Below are 19,581 nucleotides of genomic sequence, written 5' to 3' on the forward strand. Positions count from 1 at the left end.
CTCACAAGGTTCTAAATTAACGATATCACTCGATATTTGGTCATAAATTCCTAAAGGAAGAGGCAATAGCATGGATACTGAACTTTCAGAAATTAGCACTTTTATTCACAGCATCCCGCCTTTTGATAGCTTACCCAAACAAGTGCTTGCTCAGCTTGTTCGTGAATTAAATATCAATTATGTTAGAAAAGGTGATGATTTACCGCCAAAAGGCATTAATGAACCCAGGTTATACATATTACGAAAAGGGGCTATCAGCTGCCTCTCACCAGATGGTGAATTAGTCAGTCGACTCGGTGAAGGAGACTTGTGTGACGCCTTTTATCATAGCGATGCCAGTGCGCTCAGTAATAGCCAATCCACTGTAACAAGCCAGCTCAACGTTCATACTGATGAAGACTGCTTAATCTACAGTGTCGAAGCAAGCGTATTACATGAGATAGGTAAGCGTTTTCCTAGTATTAGTGACTATTTTAGCCAAAATTCAGCACAACGTTTAAAAACTAAAATGAGTCAAGTTAATGAAGAAGCTATTTTATCTTCTACCTTGATGAATACTTCGGTCAGTAACTTCTATCAGAGTCCTGTCGCCTCTATTGATGCTGAACAAACGATTCAGCAAGCCGCGGTGCAAATGACTGAACAAGGCTATTCTTGCCTAGTTGTACTTGAGCATGAGAATCCTGTTGGTATTGTTACGGATAAAGATATCCGCCGACGCTGCGTAGCCGAGGGGTTAGCAACCAGTGAAGTCATTAGCGAAATTATGACACGCGACATGTGTACTATTGATGCAAAAAGCAACGCTTATGATGCCTTAATGATGATGACAGCTAAGCATATCCACCACCTACCGGTCACCAAACATGACAACCTTGTCGGTATGGTTACCGTCACAGACTTGATTAATAATGAAGGCCATAATGCCATAAACTTATCCGGCATTATTAACAAAGCTAATACACTATCTGAATTAAAAGAAATCAGCCACTTGTTACCTAAACTACAAATTAGATTAGCAAAATTAGGTAGCAGTGCCGACCATGTTGGTAAAAGTGTTAGCGCAATTACCATGGCTTTCACCAAACGTTTGATTGAGATGGCTGAATACAAGTTTGGCCAAGCTCCAGTGCCATATGCATGGCTTGCTGCGGGCTCACAAGCACGGCAAGAGCAACTGGCTCATTCAGATCAAGATAATGCCATTATTATCTGCGATTCAATGAAACCTTATGATGATGCTTGGTTTGAAAGTCTTGCTACTTTCGTCTGTGATGGTTTAGCCGAGTGTGGTTTTATATACTGTCCCGGCGATATTATGGCAACCAATCCAAAATGGCGACAGCCCCAAAAAATCTGGCATAACTACTTTACTGGTTGGGTGGAAACTCCTAGTCCGAAGGCTTTGTTAAATAGTAGTGTATTCTTTGATTTAGAAACCATATATGGTGACGTCTCCCTACTGAACAAAGTTAGAAAACAACTACTGATAAAAACTCAAAAAAGTACGTTATTTATCGCACATTTATCTAAAAACGCTTTAAATTTACGTCCACCTCTTGGCTTTTTCCGTGATTTTGTTCTAAAACAAAATGGTAAGCATAAAGCCACATTAGATTTAAAACATAATGGTATCGCGCCTGTGGTCGATTTAGCTCGAATTTATGCACTTGCAGAAGGCATCAGCTCGGTGAATACCATAGAGCGAATTCAACAAGCGGCTGGCACACCTTCATTAACAAAAGCCTCCGCAGAAAACTTAATTGATGCCTACGAGTTTTTAGGTATGCTCAGAGTTGAACACCAAGCGAAAGAGTTAGCGCGAGGCGAAAGCCCTGACAACTACTTATCACCAAAAGAAATTTCTAAGCTAGAACGTGAACACCTTAAAGATGCATTCAAGGTGATCAAAAGTCTACAAGACGCTAGACAATCGAGTTACTAATGACCAGTACAACCTTAGCAAATTCAAATATTTTTGGTTGGTTACTTGGTTATGAAGCCAAGCGTAAACAGTTGTTAAAAAAAGCACCTGAAGGCGCATTACGAGATTATTTATCGGTACCCTTACCTGATATAAATACTCTCATTGATAAGGTAGAAATTTTAGCGGTCGATTTTGAAACAACCGGTCTTAACGCCAAACAAGATAAACTACTCAGTGTTGGCTTTGTTACACTGAAAAAGCAGCAAATATCACTCAAAACAAGCTATCACCAAATTATCAAAACTAAAGCACAACTTGAAGAAAGTAATGTCATTATTCATCACATTACCGACAGCCAAAAAGAACAGGGACAAGCATTAGCGATAGTGGTTGAAGAGTTATTAAAAGCCTTAGCGGGTAAAGTAATGCTGGTACATTTTGCCCGTATTGAAAAGCAATTTTTGACTGAAGCGTGTTATGAGTTATATGGTATGGCACCCTCTTTTCCCATGATAGATACACTTGTACTTGCTAAGCGCCGTTTAGATAAACGTGATGTTTCCTATGACCCCTCAGAGTTACGCTTGACTAACTTACGACGTAAGTTTCAGCTCCCAGAACACCATGCCCATAATGCACTATACGACGCGATTGCCACCGCTGAATTATTTATGGCACAAATGAGTAAAGCCAATAAAGATGGTAAAACACCACTTAAAGATGTTTTATTGTAGGGTCAGTTGGCCTTTCGTGGTTAAATTTTGTTCGAGTTAAAAGCGATTTAATCGCGGCGAGTAGTGTGTAGCCTAGTCATTCTAAGCAAATATTACTCAACAAAGAGTAAAGCGCTTTTAGCCGAATCCTCCGGATAGCGTTTGTTGGTCATTTTTACGGCGTTATCGCCTTTTTATGTGGAAAAACCACATGGCAAAGGCTCTGTCTTGTATAAATACCCAGCAAAAGGCTACAAAAACAATCCGAAAGTTCAACAGTCCCTAATAACAACAATACAACTTCTTCATTTCTTTTGTTAAATAATATGTGCTTTTGAGCTGTAGCTCTTCCGCTTTACCGTGCTTAGGTTACAATCATAAAATGTTAGTAGAACCTCTACAAAAAGGATGCTCATGAATAACTTATTGAACGCACAAAACAACGGCACACCATTAATTATCATTGAAAAATCAGCCTATCAAGCTTGGCTTGAAAGCCAAACTCAACAAAGCCAAACTTGGTTGTTAAACACGCAGTTTAGCGGTAACGGCTTAGCCCTTATCCCTAATAATCAAGGCGAACTCAGCCAGGTGTTATTTGTAGTTACTGATGCGAGTGACTTTTTTGCTTGTGGCGACTTAATTAAGCAGTTACCACAAGGTCAGTATTTATTACAAACAGAGCCGGAGCATGTTGAACCTATTAGCTTTGGTTGGTTAGTGGGTGCTTACCAATATGATAGATACATCAGTCATAAATCAACTAAACAATTAGCGAGTTTAGCAATTAACAATGTTGATATTGTAGAAAGCGCAATAAAGTTTGCTCAAGCGACCGCATTGACTCGTGATTTAGTAAATACGCCTGCTGCCGATATGATGCCAGTAGACATTGCTCAAGCGGCATTAGAACTCGCAGAGCAATTTAACGGTAATGTTAAGCAAATAATTGGTGATGAACTTTTAGTACAGAATTACCCGACCATTCATGCTGTCGGCCGTGCCAGCATTCATACACCCCGCTTAGTCGATTTAACGTGGGGCGATAGTAAAAATCCACAAGTTACTTTAGTCGGTAAAGGTGTTTGTTTTGATAGTGGTGGTTTAGATATGAAACCAGCTGCTGGCATGCGAAACATGAAAAAGGACATGGGCGGCGCTGCACATGTGTTAGGTCTAGCACAATTAATCATGGCGCATAACTTACCAATTAATTTGCGTGTGTTAATTCCAGCGGTAGAAAATGCGGTATCAAGCAACGCACTTCGCCCAGGAGATGTGGTTACTACACGCAAAGGTCTTACTGTTGAAATTCACAATACCGATGCTGAAGGTCGTTTAGTTTTATGTGATGCGCTAGCCGAGGCAGAAAATGATGAACCTGAATTAATTATAGATTTTGCCACGCTAACGGGTGCAATGCGTGTTGCTTTAGGTACTGAATTACCTGGTTTTTTCTCTACCAATGATGAAGTTGCCGCAGGTATTACCTTAGCGGGTAGCAAAATTAACGATCCAGTTTGGCGTATGCCACTTTATAGCCCATACGATAATATGTTCGACAGCACCATTGCTGATATGACTAACTGTCCTACACAGCCTTTTGGCGGTGCTATTACTGCAGCGTTATATTTACAACGTTTTGTCGAAAAAACAGATTGGGTACATTTTGATGTAATGGCGTTTAACATTCGCCATTTGTCAGGGCGTCCATTAGGTGGTGAAGCCTTTGGTATTCGTGCCGTGTTTGATTACTTAGAAGCTAGATTTAACTAAGACTACTTAACTAAGTAACATTCTGCGTTAAACAAATAAAAAGCCTGCACTTAATACCCGCTCCACTTGAAGAGGTCAGTTTCAGCTGAATCATGCATCTTCAAGTGGAACGGGTATATATCTTCTAGATAATACGCAGGCTTTTTCTATTGAGTGTTTACTCACTCAATTATTTAATCCCAGTTTTCACACCTCTCATCGAATTTAAGACACTTTTCATTGGTTTACCCTGCAAAAAAACATAAACTCGTGAGTGAAATTTTTTCGAATAGACCTTTAGGACTAGAAATGACACTAAAAATAAACTCATTAAAGCGGGCCTTAGCGATCAGCTTAGGTTTGCTTACTTGTTCTGTCGCAATGGCTGAGCATGCAAGCAAAGTTATCACTGCTGAAAACCTTGCTACTCTGCAATCAGTCAGTCAAGCACAAGTAAGCCCGAGTGGTGAATACGTTGCTTATACTCGCTCAGTTCCTCGTGAAATCTATGTTGAAAAAGATGGCAAAAACTGGGGTGAACTTTACCTAGTAGACGATAAAGGCGTAGAGCGCCCTTATATTACTGGTGAAGTAAATGTTAAAAACATTCAGTGGTCTACTGACGGCTCATTGATATATTTCTTAGCAAAAATGAACCATGATGAATTCACCACACTTTATCAAATACCAGCAAACGGTGGCCAAGCTCAAAAAACTGTAGTGTTAAAAGATACTAATATTAGTAGCTACGCACTTAGCAGTGATAATAAAAAAATCGCCATTTTAGCTAAAAAAGCAAAAGACGAATCTATTAAAAAACTAAAAGACTTAGGCTTTAAAGCAGAAGTTTTCGAAGAAGAACTAACCAATCAACTTTTATACGTAACTGACCTTACACAGTCTGATCAAGCGATCACGCCTGAAGCATGGGACATCAAAGGTTATGTTTCTGATGTACATTTTTCACCAACCGGTAAAGGCTTATTAATTAAAACTCAACCAACAGCGTTAATTGATGACAAATACATGAAGTCACAATGGCACATTGTTGATATCGCTAAAAAAGCAGTTAAAACGTCTTTTGCTACTGAAGGAAAATTAGGCGCTGCAGAATTTTCATACGATGGTAAATATGTTGCCCTGCACGGCGCACAAGATAAACATGATCCAGCAAATGGTCGTTTATTTATTGCCAATGTGGCTTCTGGAAAAATAAGTAACTGGCTCCCAAACTTTAAAGGTCACGTCAGTGACTTTGAATGGTCAAATAAGCGTAATGAATTATTCTTTATCGCTAATATTGGTACGCAATCAGTTGTTGCCAAAATTAAACCTGGTTCTAACAAATACAAAACAGTTGTCGATGCGGGTAAATTTATTGCCGGTAATTTAAGTATCTCCAACTCAGACAAAACTGTTGTGGTAAAAGGCCACACTGCCCAACATCCTAACGAAGTGTTTATGTTACGCGGTAAAAAACAAACACGTTTAACTGACTCAAATGTTTGGTTAAATGATATTGCTTTAGCTAAACAAGAAAGTCTTACCATTAAAGCCCGTGATGGTGTTGAGATTGGAGGTGTTTTAGTTTACCCACTAGATTACAAAAAAGGTCAACGTTACCCATTAATCATGTCAGTACATGGTGGCCCTGAAAGCCATGATAAAGATGGTTGGATGACAGCATATTCTCGTCCTGGTCAATTGGCGGCAGCACAAGGTTACGCTGTGTTTTATCCAAACTACCGTGGTAGCACAGGTAAAGGCGTTGATTATTCTAAATTGGGTCAGAACGATTACGCTGGTAAGGAATTCGATGATTTAGTAGACCTTAAAAATCATTTAGTTAACATTGGTTTAGTCAACGAGAAAAAAGTGGGTATTACCGGTGGTTCATATGGTGGTTATGCTTCAGCTTGGGGCGCAACTAAGTTAACTAAGCATTTTGCCGCCAGTGTTATGTTTGTTGGTATTTCTAATCAGTTATCAAAGTTTGGTACTACCGATATTTCTAACGAAATGCATTTAGTTCATGCTCGTTCATATCCGTGGGATAAATGGCAATGGTACCTGGAGCGCAGTCCTATTTATTGGGTAGAGCAATCTGAAACGCCATTACTAATTATGCACGGTAAAGCCGATCCTCGCGTACATCCTGCACAATCTATGGAGATGTACCGTTATATGAAGGTCCATGGCAAAACAGTACGTTTAGTTTATTATCCAGGCGAAGGGCACGGTAATAAACGTGCTGCAGCCAAGTACGATTACAGCTTGCGTTTAATGCGTTGGATGGATAACTATTTAAAACATGATAACAAACCGATGCCAGCTCATGACTTACCTCATGCAGTTAACTTAACAGCACAAAAAGAAGCTGATAAGAAATAATCAACCGTCGCTTTAGTTACAAAATCATAATAAAAAGGTCAGCTTAGCTGGCCTTTTTTATTACCCTACAAAACAAAAACAAGTCGATAAATATGCGCTAAATCAAACATTTTAAAAATAACTCAAATAAAAACAAAACAAAGATTGCAAATGATAATAGTTATCATTAGAATTCGCACAAATTATTTTATTGCACACTTGTTTACTCTTCTATTAATTAAGGTTTGAGTTATTTATGAAGTTTTCTCCACTCTTTTTAGCCGTAAGTGCGGTTCTTTCTTCAACAGCAGTTCTTGCCGACACAGCCGACAGCGCAACTGACAGCTCATCAAATAAACAGGCGATGGAAGTCATTGAAGTAAAAGGTAGTTATTTTCATGGTTATAAAGTTGATGAGGCTAATGGCGCTATGCGCGGTAATTTTTCCTTATTAGAAACAGCACAATCGGTCACCGTTATTCCTGATACCGTAATAAATGAGCAACTAGCCACTACGTTAGGCGAAGTACTTGTTAATGACGCTAGTTTAACCGCTGGTTCAAAACAACGTAACCGTGAAGTATTTAATCTACGTGGCTTTGAATTAAGCTCATCAAATGGCTACTTACGTGATGGCCACCAGCATTGGTCTCATTATCAACAACCAATTGAAACACTGGAAAGTATTGAAGTAATCAAAGGTCCTTCAAGCATATTATACGGTCAATCAGGCCCTGGTGGCTTAGTTAACATGGTGACAAAAAAACCTACCGCTAACAGTATTTTTAACCTAGGTGTCGATTTTGATCAAGAAGGTTCATCTCGCATAACGGTAGATGCCGGTGGAGCCATAACAGAAGATGAATCGCTGCGTTATCGCGCTAATTTAGTTAAACAAGATGTGACTTACCAACGTGAATATCAAAACGGCGAACAAAGAGAACGTGAACGTTTCCTTGGCGCACTTGTGGTTGATTATGATGTGAATGAAGATTTACTCATTAGCTTTCATTACGATAGAACCAATGACAAAGCGGGTTTAGATACCGGTGCTTGGCTTGATGATAACGGCGATGTTATTGGTGATGATAAAACTATTCGTGATATGTCATGGGCTTTTACCGACATCACAGTAGAAAATTACGGTGTTGATGTTAGTTATATTTTAAGTGATGCATGGCAAGTAAAAGTGGGGTATAACGAGCAATCTTTTGAACGTCAGCGTTTTGAATCTGCTCCAAAGAAACCGAGCGACTTCGTAGAGGGCGATAGCTATACCTCAAACCCATATGACCGTTATGATGATTGGCAATTTACTACTACGTTTATAGATTTTACCGGTGAATTTGAACTGGCAGGTGTAGAGCATAGTTTACTTATTGGTGCTAACTACCTTGACTATTATTATGGCCAACTAAGAACAAAGAATAAATCAGATTCGTTTGAATACTCTGCTGGGCAAGTTGAACCATCGCGCCCTGATATCAGTTATGCAACAGATGACAGCCTATATACCAGCGAATATGATTATTATGGTATTTACATCCAAGATTTGATCACTATTAATCAAGAGTGGCAAGTTATGATTGGTGGTCGTTACGATAAACAGAGTAAAACGGGTGCTGATAATGAGTCGGTATTACCTAAAGCGGGTCTACTATATCACCCGAATGATAGTGCCACCTTCTATGGAAGTTATAGTGAAGGTTTTGAGCCGCAAAGTAGTGAAACCATCAATGATAAAGATGATTTCAACCACGGTATGGAGATAGATGCCGAGACTTCGAAGCAATACGAAGTTGGTGTAAAATGGCAGTTATTCGATGATCGCTTACTGTTAACTTCAGCACTATTCGACATCACTAAATCTGGTGTATTGGTAACTGAAGACTATCAAGGTGTAGATGAGAGTATAACTAAAATTACTACGCAAGCAGGTGAACAGCGCCACAAAGGTTTTGAAGTAGCGGCACAAGGCGCAGTAACCGATAAACTATTTGTCATGGCATCTATGATGAACTTGGATGCTGCCTATGGTGCAGATGGTCAGTTTAATGGGGCAACGCCTGTAGATGCGCCAGAGTGGTCAGCCTCAGTTTGGTCACGTTATGAATTGACTGAAAATTTTGCTATTAATGCCGGTGCTTTTTATGAAGGCGAACGTTTTGCTAATACCGATAATACAATAGTAAAAGATGCTTATACTCGTGTTGATGTGGGTGCTACTTATAAAATAGCCTTACAAAATACTGATATTAACTTACGTTTTAACGTGCAAAATTTATTTGATACCGACTACCTTGCTGGTGGTGGTACATCTAACGTGACCGTTGGCGATGGTAGAAGCTTCCGTCTTGCTATGCAGGTTGCTTTTTAAGAGATAAAAAGTAGTAGTAGTAGCACAAAAGTGACAACAAAAAATCCTAGGATTTAAGTAAGTATAAACAGCTTATACCTAGGTTTTTTTTGCTTTTTTTATTAACGCAACACAGATTTAACACTATCTGTGCCTACTTGGTTGCCACTAATTTAGCGTTAATAATATTAAACTGCCACTGATTGGCTTTTTGGTTTTCTGCCACCACTAGCGCCTTTTGATAATATTTGTGCGCCATATCCTTATCCCCTAATTGCTCATAAGTACTCGCTATCGCTTTTAAGTGGTCAATAGATTGTGAAAACTCTTTTTCTACATCGGTTAAAATCGGCAATGACGCCTTGGGTGAATCGAAGTGAGCGATATACTTCGCTTGCATAGCGATAAAAGTTTGTTTAGATGCGGGTAGTTTTTTGATTGTCTCTTCAATAAATTGAGGTAATAACGCTATTTTTTTATTACGATAATGGCGCCTAAATATTTCTTGAACGCTCGTTGATGGCATCGACTGACTAAAACCAAATTCTGTCATTATTGTTTGATAATGTTCTACTATCGACTCTGATGTTTTAAATGTAGAGAGTTTATTTTCAACAATATACCAAGGCTTATAGATGGCTTTTAAGCTATCTCGTAAAGCAATAATACCTACAGAATTATGATTTTCATCAGGATAATGTTTAAATTGCCAATCGATATTATTGGGTTGAGTTAGATCTAAGGTATTAATAAAATCATATTGCCCCATCCGTGTTTCATCCGCGAGTGACAAAAATAATGATACTGGTTGGTGTTGCTCTTTTGTTAGTTTTTCTTTTGCTTTAGCAATTATGCCTTGATCAGCCACCCATACTGAAGGGCTAATTGCCACGTAGTTATTAAAAGCAGACGGCTTTTCGAGCAACATATTTAACACAAATAAGCCCCCCATTGAATGTCCAACCAACGTCGAGCTGTCTGCACTACGGTAATTATTATCAATATATGGTTTTACTTCTTCAGTAATAAAACCAATAAATTCGGCAGCCTTCCCCTTACTTGGTTTCGCTTTTGAATCAAAGGCACTAGGTGTCATATATTCATGGTATTGACTTGTACCTTTATCGGCAATGCCAACTAAAATAACATCAGGAATTAATTGTCCTTTATTAGCCAATAAATCCAACATGCCTGAAACGCCGTGGAAGTTATAATCTCCATCAATCAAATAGATAACTGGGTAAGTGGCTTGTGTATTCGCGTAATAATTTTCAGGCAGTAGGACTTGCAGCTCTCGATCGGTTGATAGTACTTTCGAGTCAATAGAAACCCGATCACCCAAACCAAATGATGCCGCTTTCCCTACAGCGGAGTAAGCGAATAAACACAACATAAATACTATAATGTTTTTTTTCATAACACGTCCTTTGAATACCTTAATATTTACCTTAATAAATACTTTAATTAAGTTGACTTCTCACCTAGATTAACACGCATATTACTAATAAAAACACTTTGTCGATTCCGTTATTACTCAGTAACTTAAAACTGTAAACGACTGCTGACAGTTATAGTTAAACCATCATAAAGTTGAGCGCTTGCAACACTAAAGTCTAATAGCTGAACCATTGTTTTTAGTGCTGTAATGTTAAACTAGTCGGCGAGTTGCTACCAAAATTTCAAGGGATTATTATTAGATATAGTTAAACCGCCTCTGGAAATTATTTCCCCCTATTTTACAGTGTTTTATGCACTAAACTGTTAATGAGAATCCCATGAATAAGAAGTTACTCTCTACTGTCTTTTTACTATCAACATTACTCACTTTGCTGGCTTACTTGAGCCATACCTATTTAGTTTCAGCACAACTTTATAGCCTTTGTTTGTTCACTCTTAGCGCTTGTACCCTCTTGTTTTTATCCAACATAATACACAAACAAACCCTGCAAGATGCTGCTCTAATAGCTGAGCATGAGCAAATTCATAGCAATGATGAACTTGGCGTCATTGGAGGCGAAATCAGTAGTAAAGCAAGCGAACTTGCGATTAACTCAGCCGAAATAAGCTATTTTTTAGCGCAACTTAGTGGCGCAATTGAACAATCGAGTGAAGATGTTGACCGGTTAGCAACAGCAGCCGAAGAAATGTCTGCTAACTCCAAACAAATTAACGACAATGCAGTACTTGCTTCTCAGCAAGCGAGTCATGCTATGTCATCTAGTAACGCAAGCTCAGCACAACTAAGTAACAATATTAATATCGTTAATCAGCTAAATGTGTCGGTAAATAGTGCAGCAGAAAAAATACGTTCTCTTGAAAAGAAAGCCCTAGCAATTCAAAGTATTACTGATGTAATTGATGGGATTTCTGCACAAACTAACCTATTAGCATTAAATGCCGCAATAGAAGCGGCACGTGCTGGAGAGCAAGGTCGTGGTTTTGCCGTCGTTGCTGATGAGGTTAGGGCTTTAGCAGGAAAAACAGCTGATGCAACGGCTCAAATTGGTGAGATGCTCAAGCAAACGAGTGATGAAACCAGTGCAACCACCCTGGCTATGTCACAGATTGTTGAACAAACCAATAGTGTCGTTTCCACCATGACGGAATTATCACACGGCTTTGCTGAAATAGATCAGTTATTGACAGACTCTTCTGCAGCAAGCGATCAAATAAGTCATGCGTTAACAGAGCAAGATTTTGCAGCAGAAGAAATCTCATCTTCTGTAGTACTTTTACATGATTTTTTATTGGATAAAAGTAGCGAAACTCAGAACGCGTCAATTCAGGCACAAACGCTGTCCAATAGTTCAGAATCAATTTTCGTCCACATTTCCTCTTTTGAAAGTAACTCTCTCATTGCTAATATGTGTCAACAAGCGCAGCTTTCCGCCAGTCAAGTAGGTCAATTATTTGAGCAAAGTATTGAAAAAAACCTTATTACTCAGCAACAACTATTTAACTTTAACTATCAACAACTAGGCAGCTGTGAGCCGAAGAAATACAGTACCTCTTTTGATAAATTTACCGACCAGCATTTACCTAAAATTCAAGAACCCTTGTTAGTGCAGTTTCCTGAGATGATTTACGCTGGTGCTGTAGATATCAACAGCTATTTCCCTACCCATAATAGATGTTTCTCTAAGCCGCTAACGGGCAATGCAGCAACAGATATTATCAATAACCGTACTAAACGACTCTTTGATGACCCTACAGGCATTCGTTGTGGCAAGCACACTGATAAGTTTTTACTGCAAACATACAAGCGTGACACCGGTGAAATTATGCATGATGTTTCAGCGCCAATATTTGTTCAAGGTAAACATTGGGGTGGTTTTAGAATTGGTTTTAAAGCCAAATAAGTATCGAAACATCTAAAAATGTACTTGAAATCGACTAAAGTCTACCCCCTTTTTTTAGCAATGTAGACTTAGGTCTAATTCCTTTTGTTCACTTTACACACTAACTTATTATTCGATAACAAAAAGTAACAACCAAGCAAACTAAAAAGAAAATAATAAGAGGCACTTAAGACCTCATAATAATAAGTCACACTAAAAACAAATAAAACAAAATGGGAAATACAATGTTTAATAATTCATTATTTAAATTAAAAAAAGTAGTACTCGCAACCAGTTTATTAGCTGTTACTGGTGCCGCAAATGCTGGCTACACTGTTAAATTAGATGACGGTGATACTATAACTTTTGGTGGTTACATCAAAGCAGACGTTCGTTCAATCAGTGGTGATGTTAGTTCACCTGTAACCAATGATGATTACTGGATTGGTCACGCCGCAGTAGTTGATGATATATCCACAACTAAATTTTCAGCCAATGAAACTCGCTTCAATACTAAGTATGTTCATGGCGATGTGACCGGCTTTATTGAATTAGATTTTTACGGCGGCGGCGGCAACCAAATCGTATCTAATTCATCACATCCAAGATTACGCCACGCTTTTATCAAATATAAAAATATTTTAGTTGGCCAAACTTGGACAACCTTTATGAATACTAGCGCGCTTGCAGAAGCGGCTAACTTTGGTGGTGCTTTAAATGCGTCTGCGTTTATTAGACAAGGACAAGTTCGTTATACCATGGGTGGTTTACAACTTTCTTTAGAAAATCCACATTCAGATAAAGGTGACAGCAGTCAAGATTCCATTCCTGATTTTATTGCCAAATATACCTTCAAAGGCGACTGGGGTAATGTTTCAGTATCCGGTTTAGCCCGTCAGTTAAATACTGTTGGTGGAAATTCGGAAACAGCGATTGGTGGTGGTATTGCTGGTCGTATTAAAACTTTCGGTAAAGATGATTTCCGCTTTCAAGTGCACGGTGGCGAAACTGGTCGTTACGTGGGTGTAGTTGCAGCGAGAGACTTAGTGGGTGAAGAAGTTGAAGAAACCACCTCGTACATGGTGGCTTACCGTCACTTTTGGACCGAAGAAATGCGCTCAACCGTATTTTACGGCAGCACAGATGCTGACGTAGCCAATACAAAGCGTAATCATGTTGCTGTTAACTTATTTAAAAACTTTACCAAGCAACTTTCTTTTGGTGTTGAAGTAGGTAATTTTGAAATGAATGAAGTAAGTAAAGACTCGAACTACTTACAATTCTCAGCAAAATACGTTTTATAGTTCCACACGCGACTAAAGCATAAATTTAGTCCCACAACTTGCGTTAGTTAACCTCTGTTGGGGTTATTTTATAGGGAAGCATATGCTTCCCTTTTTTTATGCTTATATTATCGATCAAAATGCATTCTTCAGGCGCTTAAGGTGCCTTATAAAAAAGTTAAATGCGGTTTTCTCACGATACTGATTTTACTGCTGCTAACCTACCAGAGATTAAAGTAAAACAATCTCCCCTATTTTTCGATCTAAACAAAAAATAGCATTTCCTGTCATTTAACTCCTTAATTTCCCGCTGTCTATTTACCGTATTTTACTCTTTTTATCTTTCTAAAATATAACCTAGGCCAATGGCAGCATAGTGTAAAATATTTGATCAAAAGTGATTGATTAGTTTTTAATTTTCAACTAAATACTTTTATTTAGCTTATTCGTGATTATCGTAAAAATTGAGCTAAACTAACATTGTACTAGATTGAACTAGACTAAACTAATTAATACAGTTTACTAATTTAAAAGGGAATTTTATGGATTTTTTACGGAAATTTACCATACAGAAAAGGTTATCCATTCTGGTGGTATTAATTATTATTGGTCTTTCAGTACTCGATGTTATGAGTTTGTCAGAAGAATACAAATCGTTGATGGAGCAAAAAAAACATACAACCAAAGAGCTAGTTGATAGTGCTTACGGCATTATTGAACACCACTATGCTTTACAACAAAAAGGTGAGATCAATGAAAGCGAAGCAAAAAAACAAGCGTTGAGTATCCTTGCCAGTATACGCTACGACACAAATAACTATTTTTGGGTGAATGACTTTACGCCCAACATGATAATGCATCCTGTCAAACCAGCGCTTAACGGTAAAAATGTAGCGGGCATTAAAGACGCCGATGGTAAGCCTTTATTTATCGATATGGTTAAGGCTGTCGAAGCTAAAGGTGATGGCTTCGTTTATTACAAATGGGCTAAGCCTGGTTTTGATGGTCCTGTTGATAAAATTGGCTTTGTTAAAGGCTTTACCCCATGGCAGTGGATTATTGGCTCAGGTACCTACCTCGATGATATTGCAGCTACTTTTGCTAAACAACGCAATATGCTCATTATTGATAGCCTCATTATCGCTTTGATTATCATTATTTTAAGTTACGTTATCGGAAAAAGTATCCTATTACCCACTAAGTCAGCTGCAGAGTTAATGAAAAATATTGCCGAAGGTGATGGTGATCTTACTAATTCTTTAGATGACACCGGTCACGATGAGATTTCTCGATTATCTAACTATTTTAATAACTTTACTGGCAAAATGCGTCAATCTTTACAAGATGTATCTAACAATACCGCACAAGTTTTAGACCATGCACAGGCCGTTTCTGGCGCCAGTGATAGTGCCCAAGTTCTTATCCAAAACCAAAATGACATTACCACTCAAGTAGCGACTGCGATGGAAGAAATGACTTCTCAAATAAAGGAAGTAAGTGACAATGCCAGCTCCGCGGAACAAGCAGCAAATGATGCGAGAAATAATACCACTGAGGGTAAAAAAATTATCTCGGGTACCATTACACAAATGCAGTCGCTGTCGACTAATATTGATGAAGTAAGCCATGTGGTCGCCAGTCTTGCATCTGAGAGTAATAATATTGGCTCAGTTCTGGATGTGATTCGAGGCATAGCAGAGCAAACTAATTTGTTGGCACTTAATGCTGCTATAGAAGCTGCGCGCGCTGGTGAGCAAGGTCGTGGTTTTGCGGTAGTCGCTGATGAAGTGCGCACTTTAGCTAATCGTACAGAACAAAGTACTAATGAAATTCAACAAATGATACAAAGACTACAAACTGGTGCACAAGAAGCTGTTTCTGCAGTGAAAGAGAGCCAAGATATCTCATTACAAACGGTTGCTCAAACGGCCAAAGCTGATGATTCTCTCTCTGAAATAGACCGCTTAATGCAAGTTATTTCAGATATGAACACTCAAATTGCTCGAGCTACCGAGCAACAAAGCCAAGCCGCTGATGAGGTTAATTTACGTATTAATGATTTAGCAAGTATGACTGATGAGTCTTTGGCAACAACACAACAACTCAGTGAAACTAGCCAACAATTGAAAGTAAGCAGTAATAATATGTCTGAGGTAGTCGGTCGCTTTAAAATAGCGTAACAAAGAACAATCAATAGGAATAACTTACAGGCATAAAAAAACCAGTGACACTTACCATCAAGAAAGTGTTACTGGCTAAACCATCAAAAAATTTTAAAGTCGAATGAAAACTGTAGAACCTCAAAGTGGCACTTAGTGGTTATGCGTCCTGGAACATAACCACTAAGTTCCCTGCTTTGCTGTTACCTATTTAGTGAGAGAGCATTCACTGCCTAAGCAACGAAACAAATGATAATCATTCTCATTACTATAGTCAACATTATTTTCACAATTAATTTCTAATAGTCGTTTTTTATTTCTTCAACTTAGCAAAAGCATCAGCGAAAGCGTTACCCATAACGGCATTATCAACTTTTTTACTTTTCGATTTATTATGCTTTACTGGTGGCTTCCCTTGATTATTTCTCCTGTTCTCGTTATTTTTTGCTTTATCGCTATCCTGTTTACTGTCACTTTTAACTGAGGAAGGTTTGTTAGTTTTTTCGCTAACCTGTTCATCTAATCGCATAGTTAAACTAATACGCTTACGAGCTACATCAACCTCGACCACCTTCACTTTCACAATATCCCCAGCCTTAACAATCTCACGCGGATCACTGATAAACTTATCAGTGATTGATGAAATGTGTACTAGCCCATCTTGATGCACGCCAATATCAACAAAAGCACCAAAATTCGCCACGTTGGAGACTACGCCTTCAAGTATCATGCCCGTAGTTAAATCTGCCATGGTATTGACCCCTTCAGCAAAACTGGCTGTTTTAAATGCAGGCCTAGGGTCTCTACTTGGTTTAGCTAACTCTTTGATGATATCTTTAATGGTTATTTCACCAATATCATTATTGGTTAGCTGAGTAATATCAAGTGATTGTAATTGCTCATTGTTATTAAGTACTTTACTGACATCAAGCTCTAGTAGACTAAGGATTCTTTCAACTACAGGATAACTTTCAGGATGAAGTGCGGATTGATCTAACGGATTGTCACCATCTGTGATACGTAAGAAACCTGCTGATTGCTCAAAAGCTTTAGGCCCTAAACGAGCTACTTTTTTCAACTGTTTTCTGTTGGTAAAGCGCCCTTGGTTATCTCGAAAAGCAACAATATTGCTAGCCATGGTTTTGTTTAACCCTGAAACACGTGTTAATAACGCCGCTGAAGCGCTGTTTAAGTCAACACCAACCGCATTTACACAATCTTCAACAACATCATCAAGGGTTTTACTTAATTGGCTTTGGCTAACATCGTGCTGATATTGGCCAACACCAATGGCTTTCGGATCAATTTTTACTAATTCAGCCAATGGATCTTGTAGACGTCGAGCAATAGAAACTGCGCCACGAATTGACACATCTAAATCAGGAAACTCGTTCGCGGCAAATTCAGAAGCAGAGTAGACAGATGCGCCAGCTTCACTGACGATCATCTTAGTAAGTTGTATTTTACTTTCCTCTGCTTTGAAAAATTGGATAACTTCAGCAATTAATTTATCACTTTCGCGTGAGCCAGTACCATTACCAATAGCCACTAATTCAACTTTATGCTGGCGACAAATATTTACCAAAGTTCGAATCGATTTATCCCAATGGTTTTGCGGGACATGTGGGAAAATGGTAGCGGTATGTAATAACTTTCCTGTGCCATCAACAATGGCAATTTTACAGCCCGTTCTTAAACCTGGATCTAAACCTAATGTCACTTGTGCGCCAGCAGGTGCTGCCATCAATAAATCAGCAAGGTTATTTGAAAACACGTCTATCGCTTGTGTTTCTGCTTGCTCGCGTAAACTAGTGACAAGTTCACTGCTTAAACTAACATGTAGTTTGGCTTTCCATGTTAATTGCACAAGCTTAGTTAAAAACTCTGTCGCGGGTTGTTTATTGCCGGTAGATAGACAACGTAACGTTAAGTGCTCAATGATAATACGCTCGGCACTATTAAAAGTAGCGGTCTCTTGTCCTGGGTCAACATCAATATTAAGCTTTAAGAAACCTTCATTCCTACCACGTAACATGGCAAGCATACGATGAGAAGGTACTAATTTTAGCTTTTCACTGTGCTCAAAATAATCACGGAATTTCGCCCCTGCCTTCTCTTGCCCTTTAACAAGCTTGCTGGTTAAGTGCGCCTGTTTTAATAGATATGCACGTAATTTCGCGAGTAAACTTGCATCTTCACTAAAACGTTCCGCTAAAATATAACAGGCACCTTCCAACACGGCGTTCACATCAGAAAAACCAGCGGCTTCATTGATAAAATATTTAGCCTCGGTTGTTGGAGAGAGTTGCCAGTTATTAAAGAGCTTATTCGCTAAAGGTGCTATACCGGCTTCACTGGCGATTTTACCTTTAGTACGACGCTTTGGCTTATAAGGTAAATATAAATCTTCTAAGCGAGTCTTGTTATCTGCTTGAGTGATTAATTTCTCAAGTTCAACAGTAAGCTTATCTTGTTGCTTAATGCTAACTAAGATAACTTGTCGACGATCTTCTAACTCACGTAAATAGCTTAAACGCTGCGCTAAATGACGAAGATGATTATCATCTAAGCCTTGGGTGGCTTCTTTACGGTAGCGGGCAATAAACGGCACAGTAGCACCATCATCAAGTAAGGTAATAGCGGCATTAATTTGTACCGCGTTAACATTGAGTTCTTGAGCTATTTGCTCGGCAATAGTTAACATTGAAAGGCAATTCCAGCAGGATAATATGTTGGACAGCATAATAACAGAAAACTGTTGTGACGAAAATTATACTGCAGTATCCAACCTTATGACTCAATGCACTGTATAGATTATTTTCGATATTATTAGGGACTGTTGATCTTTCGAGATTGTTTTTGCAGCAGTTTGTTGGGGGTTTATACAAGGCAGAGTCTTTGTAATGTGGTTGTTCCACATAAAAAGGCGATAACGCCGTAAAAACGACCAACAAACGCTGTCCGAAGGATTCGGCTAAAAACGTTTTACTCTTTGTTGATTAGTATTTACTTAGAATGACTAGGCTATACACTACCCGCCGCGATTAAAACGTTTTTATCTCGAACAAAATTTCATCGCGAAAGGTCAACAGCCCCTAACAAAGCGATAATTTATTATGTAAAATAACATTATGAAAAGATCAAATTATATAACCCGCGCAGGCTGGGATCGTTTAGATAAAGAACTCAAGTTTCTATGGAAAGACGAACGACCTAAAATTACTCGCTCAGTCAGTGAAGCTGCGGCACAGGGTGACCGTAGTGAAAATGCTGAGTATATTTATGGCAAGCGTCGTTTACGTGAAATAGACCGCCGCGTGCGATTTTTGATGAAGCGTACTGAAGATTTAACTATAGTATATCCAAATCCTCAGCAAGAGGGACGAGTTTTTTTTGGTGCTTGGGTCACCTTAGTTAATGAAGATGACATCGAAGTGGTTTATCGTTTAGTTGGTCCTGATGAATGGGATGTTAAACGAGGAGAAATCAGTATTGATTCTCCTATGGCTCGTGCGTTATTAGGTAAAGCCGTTGATGATGAGATAGTAGTACACGCGCCTGAAGGCGAGCGCGTCTTTGATATTGTAAACATTAACTACAAATTAATGGAATAAAACGATTAGTTATCTAGTCGTTTTTCATCAAATTTAATAACTGATTTAATTAACTATTTTAACTTT

General features: G+C 38.7%; 11 protein-coding genes and 2 pseudogenes. 10 read left to right on the forward strand and 3 right to left on the reverse strand.

Annotated elements, in window-relative coordinates:
* Positions 1-70 precede the first annotated feature (70 nt).
* The 6 genes and pseudogenes from ESZ36_RS05025 (at position 71) to ESZ36_RS05050 (ending at position 9,142) form a co-directional block, all read left to right on the forward strand.
* Positions 71-1,945, forward strand: coding sequence for a putative nucleotidyltransferase substrate binding domain-containing protein (locus tag ESZ36_RS05025; protein ID WP_146784373.1), 1,875 nt, complete (start codon positions 71-73; stop codon positions 1,943-1,945).
* Positions 1,945-2,661 (forward strand): exonuclease domain-containing protein, encoded by a 717-nt coding sequence (locus ESZ36_RS05030; RefSeq protein ID WP_146784375.1) that lies wholly within the window; start codon positions 1,945-1,947, stop codon positions 2,659-2,661. The genes ESZ36_RS05025 and ESZ36_RS05030 overlap by 1 nt, the downstream gene beginning before the upstream one ends.
* Positions 2,662-2,724: 63 nt before the next feature.
* Positions 2,725-2,978: pseudogene (locus ESZ36_RS22810) on the forward strand (hypothetical protein).
* A 76-nt stretch (positions 2,979-3,054) separates the two neighbouring features.
* The gene (locus ESZ36_RS05040; protein WP_146784379.1) at positions 3,055-4,416 is read left to right on the forward strand and encodes a leucyl aminopeptidase family protein; all 1,362 of its coding nucleotides are present in this window, start codon (positions 3,055-3,057) and stop codon (positions 4,414-4,416) included.
* A 288-nt stretch (positions 4,417-4,704) separates the two neighbouring features.
* A complete protein-coding gene (locus ESZ36_RS05045) occupies positions 4,705-6,786 on the forward strand; it encodes a S9 family peptidase (RefSeq protein WP_146784382.1) in 2,082 nt (693 codons plus the stop codon).
* Positions 6,787-7,021: 235 nt separating this feature from the next.
* Complete coding sequence (locus ESZ36_RS05050) at positions 7,022-9,142, forward strand: TonB-dependent receptor (protein ID WP_146784385.1); 2,121 nt, start codon at positions 7,022-7,024, stop codon at positions 9,140-9,142.
* 133 nt (positions 9,143-9,275) lie between these two features.
* Here the strand turns inward: ESZ36_RS05050 and ESZ36_RS05055 are convergent, their stop codons facing one another.
* Entirely contained in the window at positions 9,276-10,538 is a 1,263-nt protein-coding gene (locus ESZ36_RS05055) for an alpha/beta hydrolase (protein WP_146784388.1), read from the reverse strand.
* 358 nt (positions 10,539-10,896) lie between these two features.
* Between ESZ36_RS05055 and ESZ36_RS05060 the strand changes: the two genes are divergently transcribed.
* The 3 genes from ESZ36_RS05060 (at position 10,897) to ESZ36_RS05070 (ending at position 15,922) form a co-directional block, all read left to right on the forward strand.
* Entirely contained in the window at positions 10,897-12,480 is a 1,584-nt protein-coding gene (locus tag ESZ36_RS05060; protein ID WP_146784391.1) for a methyl-accepting chemotaxis protein, read from the forward strand.
* A gap of 224 nt (positions 12,481-12,704) precedes the next feature.
* Positions 12,705-13,763 (forward strand): DcaP family trimeric outer membrane transporter, encoded by a 1,059-nt coding sequence (locus ESZ36_RS05065; protein ID WP_146784395.1) that lies wholly within the window; start codon positions 12,705-12,707, stop codon positions 13,761-13,763.
* Positions 13,764-14,284: 521 nt separating this feature from the next.
* The gene (locus ESZ36_RS05070) at positions 14,285-15,922 is read left to right on the forward strand and encodes a methyl-accepting chemotaxis protein (protein ID WP_146784398.1); all 1,638 of its coding nucleotides are present in this window, start codon (positions 14,285-14,287) and stop codon (positions 15,920-15,922) included.
* Positions 15,923-16,214: 292 nt separating this feature from the next.
* Here the strand turns inward: ESZ36_RS05070 and ESZ36_RS05075 are convergent, their stop codons facing one another.
* Together ESZ36_RS05075 and ESZ36_RS22815 are read right to left on the reverse strand one after the other, a co-directional pair.
* Complete coding sequence (locus tag ESZ36_RS05075) at positions 16,215-18,605, reverse strand: Tex family protein (RefSeq protein WP_146784401.1); 2,391 nt, start codon at positions 18,603-18,605, stop codon at positions 16,215-16,217.
* Between the two features lie 124 nt (positions 18,606-18,729).
* Positions 18,730-18,933 (reverse strand): annotated as a pseudogene (locus ESZ36_RS22815) (hypothetical protein); the annotation flags it as partial.
* 99 nt (positions 18,934-19,032) lie between these two features.
* Between ESZ36_RS22815 and greB the strand changes: the two are divergent.
* Entirely contained in the window at positions 19,033-19,515 is a 483-nt protein-coding gene (gene greB, locus ESZ36_RS05085) for a transcription elongation factor GreB (protein WP_146784403.1), read from the forward strand.
* The last annotated feature ends 66 nt before the right edge of the window (positions 19,516-19,581 follow it).

The sequence above is a fragment of the Colwellia demingiae genome, from assembly GCF_007954275.1.
Taxonomy (GTDB): domain Bacteria; phylum Pseudomonadota; class Gammaproteobacteria; order Enterobacterales; family Alteromonadaceae; genus Colwellia; species Colwellia demingiae.